Below are 14895 nucleotides of genomic sequence, written 5' to 3'. Positions count from 1 at the left end.
TTAGTCGCTGATAGCGCCGGAGTCCGCTGGTGTCTGCAGGAGAACTGCGCGGCGCTGGCGCCATTCAGATCTGGGCGTTGTGTTTTTCCTTCAGCCAGTGGGTGAGCCACTCACGGGTCGCATCATCAATGCTCATGGCGTCTTCCAGGTGGCGCTGGATGACCTCGCCGACCACCGGATCATAGGGTCCCAGCTGAGCTTCAGCGTCCTGCTTGAAGGCGTCGGTAGCGATGAACTCGCGTGCTGCGTCACGATAGGTCTCGATCAGGTCTGCCGGGGTGTCCTTGGGGACCACAATCAGCTTCTGCAGCGCGTAGCCCGAGGCGAAGAACTTGCGAAAGGCTTCGTAGGCAGGGCCTGTTGGCGCTTCGCCGTGGCGGGCGGCGTAGACTTCATTGAAGGTGGGCAGGTCGGGGAAGGCGGGGTCACGCACGATCTCGCCTTCATCGTTAAGCAGCCCCAACGAAAACAGCGGGACCGCCTTGCCGGACTCCACCAGCGGCAGGACGTTGCTCAAGTAGGCTGAACTGGTTTGAAAGTCGATGTCGGCCTCACCTCGCTCGAAGGCCAGTCGACCTTCGCCACGGCTGCGCATGCCGAATACGGCCTGGACGTCGGCGCCCAGCAGATCCAGAGCGATCAGTACTGGCAGTTCCAGGCCGGTCGGATTCTGGGCGGCGATCTTGACCTGCTGGTCGAGCATCGCATCAATAATGGCGTCGGCGTCTTCGCCGAGACTCGGCTGGCCGTAAACCACGCCGCCAGTAGGCGTGGCCAGGATCGGCGTCCATTCCTGGTAGTCGTAGCGAACGCGGCGGTCATCCAGCATGGCCGGGTACTGAGTCGATGCAGAGGTGCCTAGCCAGTGGGAGCCATCCGCCTTGGCCCGCATGGCAAACAGGTTGGCTCCGTTGATCGAGCCCCCACCTGGGACGTTATCAATCATGATGGTGGGTTCGCCGGGCAGGTACTCGCTGAGCCAGGGCGCGAAGAAGCGAGCCCACACGTCGGTGCCGCCACCGACGCCAAAAGGCACCGTCCATTTGATGTTGCCAGGAACATCGGCGTCATCGGCGTGGGCTGTGCCGCAGAGCGTCGCAGCGGACACGGCGAGGCCTAGTAGGGTGGCGCGGGCCATGCCGCGAAGCCCGAAGACTGAGGACAATGGCTTCGAGGAAGAAGGCTTCGACGAGACGTTCTGTAGCGAGAAGTTCTGTAGCGAGAAGTGCTGGAGCGAGAGGTGCTGTAAAGAGACAAGCTTTGGCTTGGTCATGGCGTGGTTCCTTCTGTGTTGTCGTTGTCAGGGGCCTGCCGTTGTCGGCAGTGCCCGTAGCGCTGACATCATCGTCATGCGACGAGGTCAGAGCGGGATCGGGTTGAGTCGGATCAATCGGGCAGGGCGTAGAACAGGGTGCCGGCCATGATCTTGCGCGCGGTACGGATCAGCGAGGCGCGCGCGATGTCGGTGGCGTTGCCGCCGCGGTGCTCGACTTCCAGATCAATGAAGCCTGATGGGTGTTCGATACTGACCCGGGAGGCCAGCTCGTTGGCTTCCAGTGATCCCGCGCCAACGGCGATCAGATTCGCTACGGTTCCCGGCACGCTGACTGACGACGCGACGGCGATGGCGCCGGTTACGGCGATGGCCTTATGGCAGCGATGGGGCACGAAATAGCGGGCGCACAGGGTGCGTCCCTGTTCCAGTGCAGGGGACACCAGCACCGGCTTTGGTAGCACGCTCTGGCTGACATCGCCCAGGCCCATCAGCTCGCCGGCGTGTCGGCGGAGGCGCTCTATACGCGCCAGCAACTGACTGTTCGCGTCCAGCTGGTCAGGGGACTCGTGCCCCGTCAGCCCCAGCTCTTTCGCTCTGATCATGATGATGGGCGTCGCCGCGTCGAGGCAGCTCACGGCGACGCCATCGATCAGATCCACCACATTGCCGGTGGGGAGAAGGCCACAGGTCTTGGTCCCGACGATATCAAGAAAGCTCAGTTGAATGGCCGACGAGGTCCCGGGAACGCCGCTGATACGGGTGTCGCCATCGTAGAGAACCTGGCCGCCCTGGGTCGGAACATGGCACTCGATCAAGCGCTGCGTATTCAGGTTGCGCACCCTTACCAGCGTGAAATCCTGCTGCGGTTCCACCAGGCCGGACTCAATCGCGTAGGGCCCCACCGCCGACAGCATGTTGCCGCAGTTGGGATTGAAGTCGACGCGGTGATTGAGCACGTCGACCTGGGCAAACAAGTAGTCCACGTCGGCATCGGGATGCGCCGAGCGCTCAACGATGGCGACCTTGCTGGTCAGTGGGTCGCCACCCCCTATGCCATCGATCTGTAGGGCATGACCGGATCCCATCAGACTGATCAGGATATCTGCCCGAGCCTTCTCATCCTCGGGAAGGTCTGACATGCGCAGGAAGGGGCCTCTGGAAGTGCCGCCTCGCATGATCATGCAGGGGATGCTGTTCATCATGGTGATGTCACGTCGTTGTTGGAGGTCATGACAGCAGCTTGTCACCAGGCATTTGATGCTTCAAATGCAAATAGCTTTATGTATCAATGCGAAAGTTGGATTAATGCGATATGGTTATCAGTAGCTCACCGATCATGCAAGAGTAGAGATATGCTGCACAGGCTGGAATTTCTTGATCTACAAGCGTTTATTCAAGTCGCCGAGCTGGGGTCGTTCCACGAAGCGGCACAGCGGCTGCACCTCTCGCAGCCTGCGCTCTCGCGGCGAATTCAGAAGCTCGAGGAGTTGCTGGAGGTCAGCCTGCTGGAGCGCACCACGCGGCGTACTCGCCTGACGGCCATTGGCGCGGACTTCCTGCCGAGGGCTAGACGCATGATCGAGGAGTACGAGTCCTCGATTCTCGGCATTCGCGAGCTGGCCACCCACCAGACCGGCACGGTCACGATTGCCTGTCTACCGACTGCCGCGTTCTACTTCTTGCCGAGTGTGATTCGTGAGTTCAGCGAGGCCTGGCCGGGTATTCGGATTCGCATACTCGACGTCAGCGCCAATGAAGGGCTGGAGAAGGTCATCAGTGGTGAGGCGGACTTCGGCATCAACATGTTCAGCGCTCAACGCCCTGAAGTGTCGTTTACGCAGCTACTGAGAGACCCCTTCGTACTGGCGCTGCGATCGGATCATCCGCTGGCCGCCAAGACGCAGATCGCCTGGGCCGACCTGGAGCAGGTAAGGCTGATCACCGTCAGTCGCGATAGCGGCAACCGCACCCTGCTGGACAGTGCCATGTCAGCCGAAGGCATCCACCTCAACAGCTTTTACGAGGTGCAGCATCTATCGACGTCGCTGGGGCTGGTGGAGTCTGGATTGGGGGTGGCGATACTGCCGCGCATGACCATGCCGGGCCCGGACCACGAGATCCTGTGTTCGCGCGAACTGCCGGAGCCACGTATCGAGCGTACCATCGGCCTGGTACGCAGTAACGTGCACAGTATCTCGGGCACCGCCCAGCTGTTTATCGACCTGCTGCTGGAGAAGTGGACTCACTCGTGAGCGGGAGGATACTCCCTGCGTGCTTGCGGCTGATTCAGCCTGGATTCAGCTAGCCGCGCTATAACGGCTACCTTCATCCCACTATGGAAGGACGATGTCATGCGTAGCACACTGATGGTGTTAGCCCTTGGTCTGGTGTCGACTCAGGCGTTGGCGGGTGCCGGCCACGCTCAGTCGTCAGTGATTGATCCCGCGCACGCAGAGCGCACCATCGCTGTCGAGGCTGGCGATATCTGGTTTGATCCAGAGCAACTGAGCGTTGCTTCTGGCGAGGTGGTCGCCTTCGAGGTCACTAACAGCGGCCAGTTGGAGCACGAATTCGTGATCGGCTCTGCCGAGGCTCAGGATGAACACCGCAAGATGATGCGTGAGATGGCATCTGGGGGAGGACATGGCATGCATGGGGACGGTCACGACATGAGCCAGATGCACGGGGCCATGGAGATGCCGGCAGTTACCCTGGCGCCGGGAGAGACCAGGACGCTGGTCTGGCAGGCGCCGGAACAGGGGGCATCGCTGACCTTCGCCTGCAATATCCCTGGACATTTCGAGGCGGGCATGCACGGCGCTCTGAGTGTGGGACCATAGGAGCCGGCCAGGGCCACTTCTTCCAGCGTGGCTGGGGCGTGGCAGGACGGAGACAGGCCGGGAGATGATGGTGATGAAGCTGTTGCTGGTCGAGGATGATGACCTGCTCTGCGAGAGTCTGAAAGATGCCTTGGATGATCATGGCTATCGCGTTGACGTTGCCGAGCGGCTGAGCGTGGCAAAGGCGCTGTTGCACAGCGAAGAGTATGCGCTGATGATCCTGGACATCGGCCTGCCCGATGGTTCGGGGCTCGATTGGCTGGAGTTCCAGCGAGACCAGGGTCTTGGTCTTCCGGTGCTCTTGTTGACGGCTCGCGATGCCTGGCAGGACAAGGTAGATGGCCTTCGTCGAGGGGCCGATGACTATCTCACCAAGCCCTTTCACGAACAGGAGCTGCTGGCGCGGGTCCATGCGCTGTTGCGCCGGCGCACGGAATTGACGGCAAGGCTCATCGTCAACGGCGTCCGCCTCGATGAGGATCAGCGTCAGGTCAGCTGCGCGGGAGGACCATGGCAGCCGCTAACCGCCACCGAGTTTTGCCTGTTGCGCTACTTGATGTACCACCCTGACCGGGTGCACTCCAAGACGAAGCTGCTCGATCAACTCTACGCCCTTGAGCAGGATGCCCCGGCGCCCAATCTGGTGGAGGTCTACATCGCTCGTTTGCGTCGCCTACTGGGCAAGCACATCATCCAGACGCGTCGAGGCCAGGGGTACGTGCTTGTTTCGCATTAGACGCAACAGTCTTCGTCTGCGCCTGCTGGTCAGCCTCGGGGCGGTGTCCCTGCTGGTCATGGCGTTGACCTGGTTTATGCATGGTCTGCTGCTGCGCGAGACCGCGCGGGACTTTCTCGGTGACCGACTGCGTCAGGAAGCGGAGTATCGCCTGGCACAACTGCGTCAAAACGCTGACCCTGTACCGGCTCCCACCTTGCCCTCGAGCCTGTCGGCCGAGGTCTTTCATCACCTGTACGTGCTCAAGCGCGGAACGCGCCTCACTACCTCGCACCCCGCTTGGTTGCCAGCATTGGCCCCGCATCTAGATGGGCCTGACGAGTCGTTGCTGGATGTGCACCTGGAAGGGCGTCACTTGCTTGTGTTACGGCGTACCTTCTCACTAGAAGGCACGGCAGGCGTACTGCTTATTGGTGAATCCTTCGACAGCGTCGAGGAAGGCCTCGCTGCTCTGCACTGGTGGATTGGCGCCATCGCAGGCCTGGTGCTGCTCGCTCTTTCACTGCTTAACGGTTTGGCGGTCAATGCCGCCCTGCGGCCACTGGATCTATTGCAGCGCCAACTGGCCGAGCTGAGAAATGGTCAGCGCCAGCGACTCAGAATGAAGGTGCCGCAGGAATTCCGGCCCTTGGTCTCTCAACTCAACCGCCTGATGGACAGCCAGGAGCGCCGACTGGTGCGTTCACGTAACGCAGTGGCGGATTTGTCACATGCGCTCAAGACCCCGCTGACGGCGGTGATGCAGGCCCTGCGCGGCAAACGCGAACTGGACGAAGCGCGTCGTGAACGTTTGCTTACACGACTGACCCTTATGCAGGAGTTGATGGAGTCCCATCTGCGTCAGGCGCGCCTGGCGGGCCCCGGTGGCGGCCAGCACACCCGGATCAAGAGGGAACTCGACCAGCTTTTTGACATGTTTCGAAGTCTGTACCCCGCCAAGCACTTCAACATGGCTCTCGGGGACGCGGAGGATGTCTGCATCGATATGGAGCGGCAGGACTTCCTGGAAATGATTGGCATCGTGCTCGATAACGCGGGTAAGTGGGCCAGCGAGTCGGTGTGGCTCGCGCTAACGCTGAACCAATGTGTTGAGCTGAAGATCCAGGATGATGGTCCGGGAGTACCCCCGGAATGGCTGCCACTATTGGGGCGGCGAGGCCAACGGTTGGATGAAGGGCGACCCGGCAATGGCATCGGCCTGTCGATACTGCTTGAACTGGTCGAGCAGTATCAGGGTGAGGTCAGTTTTCAGGCGGCTTCCACGGGTGGGCTTGAAGTGACCATTCGCTTGCCGCTGGCAATGCTCTCCGCGAAGCCGCCTATTGGTTAGGGATTCAGCTGGCTTTCAGCTTGACGATGGAAGATGGCAGAAGTTCATCGCACAGGAAGACAGCACCCATGTCGACGACTCTTCTGCCGCCACATCGGCTATCACGACGAGGCTTCATCAAGGGAAGCGCAGCCCTGGGAATCGGCACCGCCGCCCTAGGCCTGGCACCTGCCTGGGCCAACCCCTGGGGACAGACCTCGAGTTACCCCAAGGGGGTGGAAAACGGCCCGGATATCTCGCTGGCCATTCGTCGCCAGAGCGTGCCCATTGCTGGCCAGCCTGCACGGCCTATCACCCTCAACGGCACCAGCCCTGGCCCACTGATCCGGCTCAAGGAAGGGCAGGACGTGACGCTGCGGGTCACCAATCTGCTGGACGAGCCCACCTCGATTCATTGGCATGGCATCCTGCTGCCGCCGGAGATGGATGGCGTCCCCGGCGTGAGCTTTGCCGGTATCATGCCGGGCGAAACCTTTACTTACCGCTTTCCCCTCCGTCAAAGCGGCACCTACTGGTACCACAGCCACTCAGGCTTGCAGGAGCAGGTTGGTCATGTGGGCCCCCTGGTCATCGACGCCGAACAACGCGAACCCTTTCGCTATGACCGCGAGCACGTGCTGCTGCTGACCGACTGGAGCTTCGAGGACCCCTCGACCATCTTCCACAACCTGAAGACCGGTGAGGGGTACTACAACTTCCAGGAGCGCACCCTGGGAGACTTCATCGACGATGTGGGGCGACAGGGCTTCGCTTCCACCTGGGAAGCACGTGCCATGTGGGCACGGATGCGCATGAGCTCTCGTGATATCGCCGATGTCACCGGCGCCACCTACACCTACCTGCTCAATGGCCACTCGCCCGATGACAACTGGACTGCCTTGTTTCGGCCCGGTGAGACCCAGCGGCTGCGCGTGATCAACGGCTCCGCTATGAGTTACTTCGACGTACGAATTCCGGGGCTCGAAATGACGGTGGTGGCGGCTGACGGTCAGCCGGTGCGACCCGTGCCTGTCGAGGAGTTTCGTATCGGAGTAGCGGAAACCTATGACGTCCTGGTTACGCCGAAGGAGGAGGTGGCCTACACCATCTTTGCCGAGTCCATGGACCGAAGCGGCTTTGCCAGAGGGACCCTGGCGCCTCGTCTGGGTATGGCGGCGGCGGTGCCGGAACGCCGACGCATCGCCGATCGAGGAATGGAGGCCATGGGAGCCCATGAAGGTATGGATCACGGCTCGATGACCGCTATGGATCACTCGAGCATGGCGGGTATGGATCACGGCGCGATGACCGCTATGGATCACTCGAGCATGGCGGGTATGGATCACGGCGCGATGACCGCTATGGATCACTCGACCATGGCGGGCATGGATCACGGCTCGATGGCCGCTATGGATCAATCGAGCATGACGGGCATGGATCATGGCTCGATGACCGCTATGGACCACTCGACCATGGCGGGCATGGATCACGGCCAGATGAACGATATGGGCCGCTCTACCGGTGCCGCCATGCTGCCGGTGGGAGCGGCGCAGCCCGGCTCCCGCCTCGATCAGCCAGGGATCGGCCTGGATGCCCGTGATCGTCGTGTGCTGGTGTATCAGGACTTGAAGGCCATCGCGCCATGGCCTGATCGTCGTCCTCCTGGTCGCGAACTCGAGCTGCATCTAACCGGTAACATGGAACGCTACATGTGGTCCTTCGACGGCAAGAAATTCAGTGAGGTCTCGGGCCCGATCCACTTCGACAAGGGCGAGCGTCTGCGCCTCATCCTGGTCAACCGCACCATGATGGAGCACCCGATCCACCTGCATGGCATGTGGATGGAGTTGGAAAATGGCGCCGGTGAGCTGATTCCGCGTAAGCACACCCTGAACGTCAAGCCAGGAGAGCGCCTTTCTGCACTGATCACTGCGGATGCCGAGGGCAGCTGGGCCTTCCACTGTCACCTTCTGTACCACATGGACGCCGGCATGTTCCGCGTCGTCAAGGTTGCCTGAGGAGAGATGTCGCATGGAATCTCGTAAGAGACTTGTTGTGTTGGCGGCGATATCGGGCCTGGGGATGTCATCGGTAGCGCTGGCTGAGGATGGCTACGACGCACCAGATCACTGGCCGTCGCCCATGCAGGAGCATCTGCGTGGCTCGGTGATGATCGACCGACTGGAATATGCCTGGCCATCTGAAGACAGCGAGGCGGTGTCCTGGGATTTTCAGGCCTGGTACGGAGGCGATGTTCATCGCGTCTACCTGAAGGGGGAAGGGGACAATGCCCAAGGGGATGGCGAAGATGCAGAATTTGAATCGCTGGATCTACTCTACAGCAGATTGATTGCCGACTTCTGGGAGCTGCAAGGTGGTCTGGGCTATCAAGGTGGGCTTGGCAGCGACGACCATCCCGAGCGCTATTTCGGCGTGGTCAGTCTTCAGGGGCTGGCGCCCTACCGGCTGGAAACCGAGCTGGACCTTCGTGTCAGCGACGATGGTGATACCTCCTTGGGTCTGGAGCAGGAATATGACCTAAGACTGACCCAGCGGCTGTATCTCCAGCCTCGCCTGGAAATGGAAGTGGCGTTCAATGATGCTGAGGAGTTCGGTGTAGGGGAGGGATTCAATTCCTTGCGCACCGGCCTGCGCCTTCGCTATGAGCTACATCGAAAGTTCGCACCCTATATCGGCGCCTATTGGCAGAAACTCTATGGTGATACTGCCGATATGGCACGTGATGAAGGCGGTCAAGTGGAAGACACTGCAGTGGTTGCCGGGGTGCGCGTCTGGTTTTGAGTTGTCTTTCTCGATGGCCATGCTTATCGCGAGAGACAGTTATAATTTTTTAAATTTTCAGCGTAGATTAAGGCCAATAACCCATCATTAATATGCCAATATCCACAGGAGGAAGATGTTATGAAAATGTGGCAAAAGATGATGGGAGTCGCCTTTTTCTCGGTGGGAGCAATGCCGGTAATGGCTGCACCGGGCCACTTACAGGAGGCCCCAGTCTTGCAGCAAGGCGTATCCGCCACTCAGCAGCTCCGTGGTGCGCCTGAGCGCTACCAGGTGCCTGTCGCAGAAGAAGGAACGCTCGTTATCAGTAGTGAACATCTTGCCAGCGATTCTAGTCAATCGATGAGTATCGAAGGCAGGTTGTATTCTCCCGCAGGCGAGTTAGTGGCCAGCGATACGGATAGCAATGGTCACTTCCTGCTGAAGACGCCTGTTACTTCGGGCAACTATGAGCTTGAAGTGCGAGGCAGCGTACTCGGCAGCGCCAATGAAAGCAGTGGCCGCTACAGCTTGCATATTGGCTTAGAATAAAGGCGTCACGGTAAAGAAACCGCCAGATATTTTCTGGCGGTTTTTTCTAGGATGAGGCGCGGCGCGGTCAGACGTTTCTTCTATCCAAGAGCGCCAGATGTATACAATTTTTATGTCATGAGTGCCTTGGCCGGCATCCAAAGCCCCATTAACACCATGACCAGGTTCTCTGTCAGAGATACGAAACCGAGCGGTACATTGCTGTTGCCGCCGACGCAGGCGCATTTTAATTCGCGCTTGTCGATGTAGACGGCCTTGAACACCGAGAAGGCGCCGATTGTGCCAATGAACAGCGCGACCGGTGCTGCGATCCAGGTTAAGGTGCCTGCCAGCATCAGTATCCCGGCCAGTGTTTCGGCGTAGGGGTAGAGGTAGCCATAGCGCACTTCTCGTTGGGCGAGTAGGTCGTAGTTCAGAAACATGGTGCTGAAGCTTTCCACGTCCTGCAGTTTCTGAAGACCTAGCAGCACCATGGCGGATGCCACGGCAGATTCGAGAGTGTGCAGCGATACGAGCGCCTGCCCGCTAGCCCAGCTGACGGCCAGACCGATCAACAGTGCCGTGGCAAAGATGGCGATGACAGGGCGGTAGCTGACGTCCTTGTCGCTGGGGACACTCATGCCGAGGTGGCGTCGCAGATCCTCGTAGCCGCCGACTCGCTCGCCTCCGATGTAAACCTGGGGCGTCGTCTCGACGCCGGCTTCCTGCTTAAAGCGGTCGATGGCTTCCCGTGAGGTCAAAGTATGATCGTTAACCTGGTAGCCCTTTCGTTTGAGGAGCGACAGTGTTTTCAGGCCGAAGGGGCACAGGTGTTGATCCGTCTTCATCCGATAGACGTCGGCGGTGGGGGAAGATGTCTCATGCGCGTGGCGTGTGGCCGTGTTGCTCATCGGTTCCCTCCGTGGTGGCATGAAAATAACCCCGGCGAGCGTATTGCCGCGTTGACACGCGCAATCAGCACGTTTCCGGGACTCTCACCACAGACTAGAACCTTGGTGCAGCACAAGGGTCAAGTCGGCGCAGCACAATAGTCGCGCAAGAGCTGAAAACAGGGCTTGTGCGGTGGCGATTCCGCCATCTTGTTTGAACCGGCCGAGATCTTGTCGATGCTTGTTCGACGGAGTGGGACACGATGATGCATCAGGCTCTGCTTGTACGGCTACCAGCCTCCCATGGCGTCATATATGTCACGTTTCGTTACGTTCAAGCGGAGCACGAGCGTCCAAGTGTCTCGCAATGTGGGGCAGCTTCTTGTTGATTCCCCTGTCGACCACGCCTGGTGCAAGACCATTGAGCGTGTCGAACAGGCGCTCGGCTGTTCCCAGACGCCTGCGCTGTTGGCCGCTTTTCAGTTGCGCGACGATGGCATCGGCAACGGCCTCGGGGGTGTCGACCGCGTTGCCGAGGGAGGCGTTCATTGCCTCGGCCGTCTTGTCGTTCATGCTGGTGCGGGTGGCCCGTGGAGCCAGGTACTGGACGCGCACCGAGGTGGCTGCCAGCTCTCGCCCCAGTGCCTCGGTGAATCCCTTGAGCCCGGCCTTGCTGGCGCAGTAGGCGGCGTATCCCGGATGGCCGATGTGGCCAAGTAACGAGCCCACGAAGTAAAGCGTCGCGGCCGGTTGTTCAAGGAAAAGAGGTAGCAGCGTGTGGGTCAGCAGAAGGGTCGACGTCAGGTTGGTGTTCAAGATGTCGGTGATGTCCTCCTGGGGGTGGTGCCGAAACCACCCTAGATGGTTGATGCCGGCCAACTGTATCAGCGTTGAGGGTCGCTGCTCCAAGGGCGTCTCCTGCAGCCAGGCAAGTACCCGTTGGCGCCCAGCGGGAAGGGTAAGGTCAACCTCTCCCAGCAGTCGATGCCGGGGCAAGTCGCCACCTAGCTGTTTGACGAGCGTGCGCAGCTTGCCGGTATCTCGACCCACCAGCCAGAGGGTGGCTCCCTCCTCATCAAGTTGGCGGGCAAGCGCTGAGCCGATGCCGCCGGAAGCCCCCGTGAGCAGCACCCGTTGATTGCACAAGGTGCTCATGGTGTGTCCTCGCAAATCTGGTCCTGCCAGTGGGTGGCGTCCTGGAGCGCCGCATCATGCACGGCGCCATAGAGGCGATAGAAGGCCTTTGCCGCACGGATGATCTGGGCCTGGTCATCTGGCGACGTCAGCGTGTCCATCAGCTTGGCAAAGAAGGCCATGTGCGAGACATCGAGCTCACCGTGGGAGAACAGATAGTGGAAGGCATCGTCGCCGAGCCCCAGACTGTCGCGGATGGCACGGCCTGCCTGACTGGCAGCCGATGTGCTGGTGCCTTCCAGTACCAGCACCATGCCAAACATGGTGAGGGGATGGCGTCTGCGAATGCTGTCGTAGGCGTAGGCGACCATCAGCTCGGTCTCGTGTAGCGGCGGCCGTGAGCGAGCTGCCTCGCGATCAATGCCGGTCGCCTCAAGATCATCGAGAATCCACTGCTCGTGGCCCTTCTCTTCCTCGATGTAGTCGGTAAGCGCATTGGCTAGCGCCTGATAGCGATGATGTCCTAGCGCTGGTGCGTACCGGCTAAGCTCGCTGCCACAGGCCATCATCAAGGTGACGGTGTGGCTGACATGGTGATAGGCCTGGGCCAGGAAAGCACGGTATTCCCCCAGGCTAAGTTCACCCGCCAGGCCTCGCGTGACCAGTGCTCCGTTCATCAGCCGTTGCCGCTCGCCCTGGGTGGCGTCAAGCAGCGCCTGATAGAAGCCCGGCTGGGCACCGGTGTTTGGCAGGGGGGTTGCCGGGGCAGGTACTGCGTGCATGGGGTTATTCATCGGATGGCCTTCCTGGCTGTCGGGTAACACGTTGAGGGGAGAAGCGGTAAAGCGGTTCAACAAGGGAGTTGGTGACGCTATCTGCGCTGTCGCCAGGCATTGAGTGCAAGGGATCGCATGGGGTTTGCTCTGGCGGGGGCGCTTCACAGAAGGTTTGCTCCGCCAGGCGCTGCATATCGCGATGCCTGCGCAGGCGAACACCGTCACGGCGCAGTCGGCCGTTGCTGGTCAGTTCGTGACTGGCTTCTGACAGTGGCGTGGGTAGCCCGGGCAGCGCGGCGGTCAACGCTGCCCAGCCGCGGATCCTGGCGTAATCTGGTAGCCGTTGGTTGAGTGAGGCGATGGCCGAATCGATGGCCGTCGTATCTACTTGGCAGGATGACAGAGAGATCAGCGCCAGTAGGCCTGGCAGGCCATCGCCAAAGACAAAGGCTCGGTCGATACCGGCAAGGGTTGCCAGTTCGGCCTCTATCCACTCGGGGCTGAGGTTGCGTCCCGTCGACAGGATGATGACATCGCGTTGACGTCCGCTAAGGTACCAATGCCCGCCATGGCGCTGCTCACCCAGATCACCGCTGGGCCAGGGCACATCCATTGGGCCAGGCCCTGTATCAGTCGCCTCGCCCAGATAGCCGAGCATGCGTGGGCCATGCACGAGTAACTGCCCCGATGGGTCTGTGGTGATATCACGTCCTTTCAGCGGGCGCCCGACGCGGCCATCCTGGGGTTCATCGGGGCGACTCAAGCAAACCACCGAGCCCATTTCGGACATCCCGTAGCCCTGTGCGACGGGCAGCTTCAGCGCTTTGGCATCGGCAAGCAGTACCGGAGGTACATGGTCACCGCCTACGGCAACCAGGTTCAGCGATGTCATCCATGGGGCGTCGTCTTCTTGTCGAGCTATCTGGCACAGAGCCGCCAACAGGGCGGGGACGAGGATCAAGCTGTCGGGTTGGCGACCGGCTAGCCAGCGCTGCCAGTGGGGGCACGATAGGTTGCCACTGCCCTCGAGACCGGTCACCTGAGGAGGGTCGATGATCACTTCTGCCCCTCTCCAAAGCGCGTACAGAGCCCCTGCCAGATGCTCAAGAAGCACCGCCAATGGCAGCACGACGCCATGTCGTGTCAGCTCAATGCCCTGCAATCGGTCGTCCAGTCCGAGTAGCACCGACTCAAGGTGGGGGCCCGATAGACAAACGCCTTTCGGGGTACCCGTGGTGCCGGAGGTGAAGGTGATCAAGCGTGTTTCCGCGGGCATTGGAGCGGGAATGCTGGCCCGCTGAAACAGGGCCACGTCGGGTTCGACGCCGATGCCGTGGGGCGGTTGCTGTTCAGGTAAGAGCCCGCGGTCGAAGACCGGCAGTAGGCGAGCGTCGACCCAGCGGTCAAGTGAACTGCCGTCGGTGATCAGGATGCCATCCAGGCCCGTGGTGGAGAGCAGGTGGGTCACCTGATCATCGCTGAAGAAGGAGGGTATCGGGGTGACAGGTAATCCTGCGCGCCAAGCCGCCAGTTGAGCGACCAGCCAGGAGGGGGAGTTGTGGCCGGCAATACCGATATGACGAACGCCTGTCTGGGCAAGCTGCTGTGCCAATGCGGTGACGCTATCGTGCAACTGGCGGGCATCCAGCGCCACCAGTTTGCCGCTGGCAGTAGCGCCTCGCAGGCTCGCTGAACGTGGCGCGAGGGTCGCCCGTTGTTCCAGCCGCTTCAGCAGGTTATCCATGGCAATGGAACTCCGGAGCTGGCACTGGCGGCAGCGCCGGAGTAGGCGTCACGGCGTGGGCGGGTAGCCGAGGGGCACTGGACAAGAGCATGTTGCCCATTGGCGTCGAGCGCATGCTCAGCGCGACCTGCAGAGGCCGAATGACCACGACCCTCGGGTCCCCCTCGTAGTAGCGTCCCCAGTTCTCGGTGGCAGGCAAGCAGTGGCGGCGAGCGCTGCCAAGAGGCGTTAGCGCAATGCCCAGGCGCCCGAGACCATTCCTGACGTCACGCGACGCAGTGACGACCAGCCAGTCGATGTTCAACTGTTCCAGTACGAGGACCAGAGCCAGCATCAGGCGTCGGCCAGCCCCGGGGGAGGCACTCGACAGGGCGCCCACTTCCATGATGGTGTGACGCGTCGGGGCCGACGTGGCCAACCCCTGGGAGGCTAGCACCTGGTCGACGGGGGCCGTCAGGTAGCGCTCTACCATCAAGCTGCCCTCATCCGCCCGCTTCAGCCCGGTGGTCGCCAGCAGCTCACCGCTGTCAGCGTAGAGGGCCAGCAGGCGAGCATACTGGTGGCGGACGACAGCATTGTGCCGACGTTGGAAGGCGGTGCTCACCAGGTGGGCTGCCTCCTGGCTGTGCTGGCCGGAAAGCCAGGCCAACGTCTTGGCCGAGGCGCAGGCAGCAGGGACCGTGACACCCACCGCGATGTTTGTCGGCGGTGTGGCTGTGGGGCCCTGGTGTTGGTCTAGCGCGGGCCTGAAGAGGGCCTGCCTCGAGGCTGGGAGTGGTGTGGCCATGTCATCGCGTCCATGGGGAAAGGCATGGCCATCACTGTAGGTGTCGAAGCTTATCGAAAGCTTAATCTTCCTTGTCGAACTGTTGCGAATC

The 14895-nt window shown here is 60.9% G+C and carries 14 protein-coding genes; 7 read left to right on the top strand and 7 right to left on the bottom strand.

The genetic code is table 11. The features are described from left to right. Window positions 1-64 precede the first annotated feature (64 nt). Both KUW18_RS00110 and KUW18_RS00105 read right to left on the bottom strand, forming a co-directional pair. Window positions 65-1273, bottom strand: coding sequence for a Bug family tripartite tricarboxylate transporter substrate binding protein (locus KUW18_RS00110; protein WP_261396371.1), 1209 nt, complete (start codon window positions 1271-1273; stop codon window positions 65-67). Between the two features lie 113 nt (window positions 1274-1386). Continuing rightward, a complete protein-coding gene (locus KUW18_RS00105; protein WP_222560519.1) occupies window positions 1387-2478 on the bottom strand; it encodes a 4-oxalomesaconate tautomerase in 1092 nt (363 codons plus the stop codon). A 150-nt stretch (window positions 2479-2628) separates the two neighbouring features. Between KUW18_RS00105 and KUW18_RS00100 the strand changes: the two genes are divergently transcribed. The 7 genes from KUW18_RS00100 to KUW18_RS00070 all read left to right on the top strand — a co-directional run bounded on the left by KUW18_RS00100 (window position 2629) and on the right by KUW18_RS00070 (window position 9494). Further along, window positions 2629-3528, top strand: a complete 900-nt coding sequence (locus KUW18_RS00100; RefSeq protein ID WP_206942644.1) for a LysR family transcriptional regulator — start codon at window positions 2629-2631, stop codon at window positions 3526-3528. 99 nt (window positions 3529-3627) lie between these two features. Then, window positions 3628-4116 carry a plastocyanin/azurin family copper-binding protein gene (locus KUW18_RS00095; RefSeq protein ID WP_206942642.1) on the top strand — a complete coding sequence of 163 codons (489 nt, stop codon included), beginning with the start codon at window positions 3628-3630 and terminating at the stop codon, window positions 4114-4116. Between the two features lie 73 nt (window positions 4117-4189). After that, window positions 4190-4852: a response regulator transcription factor gene (locus KUW18_RS00090; protein ID WP_206942640.1), complete on the top strand. Its 663-nt coding sequence runs from the start codon at window positions 4190-4192 to the stop codon at window positions 4850-4852. Next, window positions 4839-6182, top strand: coding sequence for an ATP-binding protein (locus tag KUW18_RS00085; protein ID WP_261396370.1), 1344 nt, complete (start codon window positions 4839-4841; stop codon window positions 6180-6182). Before KUW18_RS00090 ends, KUW18_RS00085 begins: the two co-directional genes overlap by 14 nt. A gap of 68 nt (window positions 6183-6250) precedes the next feature. After that, window positions 6251-8179, top strand: a complete 1929-nt coding sequence (locus KUW18_RS00080; RefSeq protein ID WP_222560518.1) for a copper resistance system multicopper oxidase — start codon at window positions 6251-6253, stop codon at window positions 8177-8179. A gap of 13 nt (window positions 8180-8192) precedes the next feature. Further along, entirely contained in the window at window positions 8193-8963 is a 771-nt protein-coding gene (locus KUW18_RS00075; RefSeq protein ID WP_222560517.1) for a copper resistance protein B, read from the top strand. A 120-nt stretch (window positions 8964-9083) separates the two neighbouring features. Next, the gene (locus KUW18_RS00070) at window positions 9084-9494 is read left to right on the top strand and encodes a hypothetical protein (protein ID WP_222560516.1); all 411 of its coding nucleotides are present in this window, start codon (window positions 9084-9086) and stop codon (window positions 9492-9494) included. A gap of 110 nt (window positions 9495-9604) precedes the next feature. On the opposite strand, the gene KUW18_RS00065 is transcribed toward KUW18_RS00070, so the two are convergent. The 5 genes from KUW18_RS00065 to KUW18_RS00045 all read right to left on the bottom strand — a co-directional run bounded on the left by KUW18_RS00065 (window position 9605) and on the right by KUW18_RS00045 (window position 14804). Then, window positions 9605-10384 (bottom strand): glutaredoxin family protein, encoded by a 780-nt coding sequence (locus KUW18_RS00065; RefSeq protein WP_206942634.1) that lies wholly within the window; start codon window positions 10382-10384, stop codon window positions 9605-9607. A 297-nt stretch (window positions 10385-10681) separates the two neighbouring features. Next, window positions 10682-11518: an SDR family oxidoreductase gene (locus tag KUW18_RS00060; protein ID WP_222560515.1), complete on the bottom strand. Its 837-nt coding sequence runs from the start codon at window positions 11516-11518 to the stop codon at window positions 10682-10684. Next, window positions 11515-12291 (bottom strand): TenA family transcriptional regulator, encoded by a 777-nt coding sequence (locus KUW18_RS00055; RefSeq protein WP_222560514.1) that lies wholly within the window; start codon window positions 12289-12291, stop codon window positions 11515-11517. Before KUW18_RS00055 ends, KUW18_RS00060 begins: the two co-directional genes overlap by 4 nt. Further along, window positions 12284-14017, bottom strand: coding sequence for an AMP-binding protein (locus KUW18_RS00050; protein WP_222485712.1), 1734 nt, complete (start codon window positions 14015-14017; stop codon window positions 12284-12286). Before KUW18_RS00050 ends, KUW18_RS00055 begins: the two co-directional genes overlap by 8 nt. Next, entirely contained in the window at window positions 14010-14804 is a 795-nt protein-coding gene (locus KUW18_RS00045; RefSeq protein ID WP_224851769.1) for a thermostable hemolysin, read from the bottom strand. The genes KUW18_RS00050 and KUW18_RS00045 overlap by 8 nt, the downstream gene beginning before the upstream one ends. Window positions 14805-14895 lie beyond the last annotated feature (91 nt).

Origin of the sequence: Halomonas sp. DP5Y7-2, from assembly GCF_019802025.1 — a bacterium.
GTDB classification, from domain to species: domain Bacteria; phylum Pseudomonadota; class Gammaproteobacteria; order Pseudomonadales; family Halomonadaceae; genus Halomonas; species Halomonas litopenaei_A.
This window is presented reverse-complemented; position numbering and strand designations above follow the sequence as displayed.

Bases quoted from the DNA above. Each gene is read 5' to 3' on its own strand.
- KUW18_RS00110 (WP_261396371.1), bottom strand. From the start codon at position 1,273: ATGACCAAGCCAAAGCTTGTCTCTTTACAGCACCTCTCGCTCCAGCAC.
- KUW18_RS00105 (WP_222560519.1), bottom strand. From the start codon at position 2,478: ATGATGAACAGCATCCCCTGCATGATCATGCGAGGCGGCACTTCCAGA.
- KUW18_RS00100 (WP_206942644.1), top strand. From the start codon at position 2,629: ATGCTGCACAGGCTGGAATTTCTTGATCTACAAGCGTTTATTCAAGTC.
- KUW18_RS00095 (WP_206942642.1), top strand. From the start codon at position 3,628: ATGCGTAGCACACTGATGGTGTTAGCCCTTGGTCTGGTGTCGACTCAG.
- KUW18_RS00090 (WP_206942640.1), top strand. From the start codon at position 4,190: ATGAAGCTGTTGCTGGTCGAGGATGATGACCTGCTCTGCGAGAGTCTG.
- KUW18_RS00080 (WP_222560518.1), top strand. From the start codon at position 6,251: ATGTCGACGACTCTTCTGCCGCCACATCGGCTATCACGACGAGGCTTC.
- KUW18_RS00075 (WP_222560517.1), top strand. From the start codon at position 8,193: ATGGAATCTCGTAAGAGACTTGTTGTGTTGGCGGCGATATCGGGCCTG.
- KUW18_RS00070 (WP_222560516.1), top strand. From the start codon at position 9,084: ATGAAAATGTGGCAAAAGATGATGGGAGTCGCCTTTTTCTCGGTGGGA.
- KUW18_RS00065 (WP_206942634.1), bottom strand. From the start codon at position 10,384: ATGAGCAACACGGCCACACGCCACGCGCATGAGACATCTTCCCCCACC.
- KUW18_RS00060 (WP_222560515.1), bottom strand. From the start codon at position 11,518: ATGAGCACCTTGTGCAATCAACGGGTGCTGCTCACGGGGGCTTCCGGC.
- KUW18_RS00055 (WP_222560514.1), bottom strand. From the start codon at position 12,291: ATGAATAACCCCATGCACGCAGTACCTGCCCCGGCAACCCCCCTGCCA.
- KUW18_RS00050 (WP_222485712.1), bottom strand. From the start codon at position 14,017: ATGGATAACCTGCTGAAGCGGCTGGAACAACGGGCGACCCTCGCGCCA.
- KUW18_RS00045 (WP_224851769.1), bottom strand. From the start codon at position 14,804: ATGGCCACACCACTCCCAGCCTCGAGGCAGGCCCTCTTCAGGCCCGCG.